Raw genomic sequence first — 1,473 nt, 5'->3', positions numbered from 1 at the left:
GCGTGTTGACTACTCCGGCCGTTCGGTAATTACCGTAGGTCCGACCCTGCGTCTGCACCAGTGCGGTCTGCCGAAGAAGATGGCTCTCGAGCTGTTCAAACCGTTCATTTTCGGCAAGCTTGAAATGCGTGGTCTCGCTACCACCATCAAGGCTGCCAAGAAGATGGTCGAGCGCGAGCTGCCAGAGGTTTGGGACGTTCTCGCTGAAGTGATTCGCGAACACCCGGTTCTTCTCAACCGTGCACCGACCCTTCACCGTCTGGGTATCCAGGCGTTTGAACCGGTACTGATCGAAGGTAAGGCTATCCAGCTGCACCCTCTGGTCTGCGCCGCGTACAACGCCGACTTCGACGGCGACCAAATGGCCGTGCACGTACCGCTGACGCTGGAAGCCCAGCTCGAAGCGCGTGCGTTGATGATGTCGACCAACAACATTCTGTCGCCAGCCAACGGTGAGCCAATCATCGTTCCGTCGCAGGACGTTGTATTGGGTCTGTACTACATGACTCGTGAAGCGATCAACGCCAAGGGCGAAGGTCGTGTGTTCGCGGATCTGCAAGAAGTTGACCGTGTGTTCCGTGCCGGCGAAGCCGCACTGCACGCCAAGGTCAAGGTGCGGATCAACGAAACCGTCAACGACCGTGATGGCGGCAGCGTGAGCAACACCCGTATCGTCGACACCACTGTCGGCCGTGCGCTGTTGTTCCAGGTTGTGCCAAAAGGTCTGTCCTACGACGTCGTCAACCTGCCGATGAAGAAAAAGGCGATCTCCAAGCTGATCAACCAGTGCTATCGCGTGGTTGGTCTGAAAGAGACCGTGATCTTCGCTGACCAGTTGATGTACACCGGTTTTGCTTATTCGACCATTTCCGGCGTTTCCATCGGTGTTAACGACTTCGTTATCCCGGATGAAAAAGCCCGCATCATCAATGCTGCTACTGATGAAGTGAAAGAGATCGAAAGCCAGTACGCCTCCGGCCTGGTAACCCAGGGCGAGAAGTACAACAAAGTGATCGACCTTTGGTCCAAGGCGAACGACGAAGTTTCCAAGGCGATGATGGCCAACCTCTCGAAAGAGAAAGTCATCGACCGTCATGGCGTCGAAGTCGACCAGGAATCCTTCAACTCGATGTACATGATGGCCGACTCGGGTGCGCGGGGTTCCGCAGCACAGATTCGTCAGCTGGCCGGTATGCGTGGCCTGATGGCCAAGCCGGACGGTTCCATCATTGAAACGCCGATTACCGCGAACTTCCGTGAAGGTTTGAGCGTACTTCAGTACTTCATCTCCACTCACGGTGCTCGTAAGGGTCTTGCGGATACCGCGTTGAAAACGGCTAACTCCGGTTACCTGACTCGTCGTCTGGTAGACGTTGCACAAGATCTGGTTGTAACCGAGATCGATTGCGGCACCGAGCACGGTCTGCTGATGACTCCGCACATTGAAGGCGGTGACGTTGTAGAGCCGTTGGG

At 56.0% G+C, this 1,473-nt stretch carries 1 pseudogene; it reads left to right on the top strand.

What is annotated here, in order from left to right:
* Window positions 1-1,473, top strand: a pseudogene (locus tag ACXRVY_RS28790) (DNA-directed RNA polymerase subunit beta'); the annotation flags it as partial.

This window comes from Pseudomonas sp. P5_A2_2, from assembly GCF_054177685.1.
Note: the sequence above shows the minus strand (reverse complement) of the source record. Positions and strands in the feature narration are given on the sequence as shown.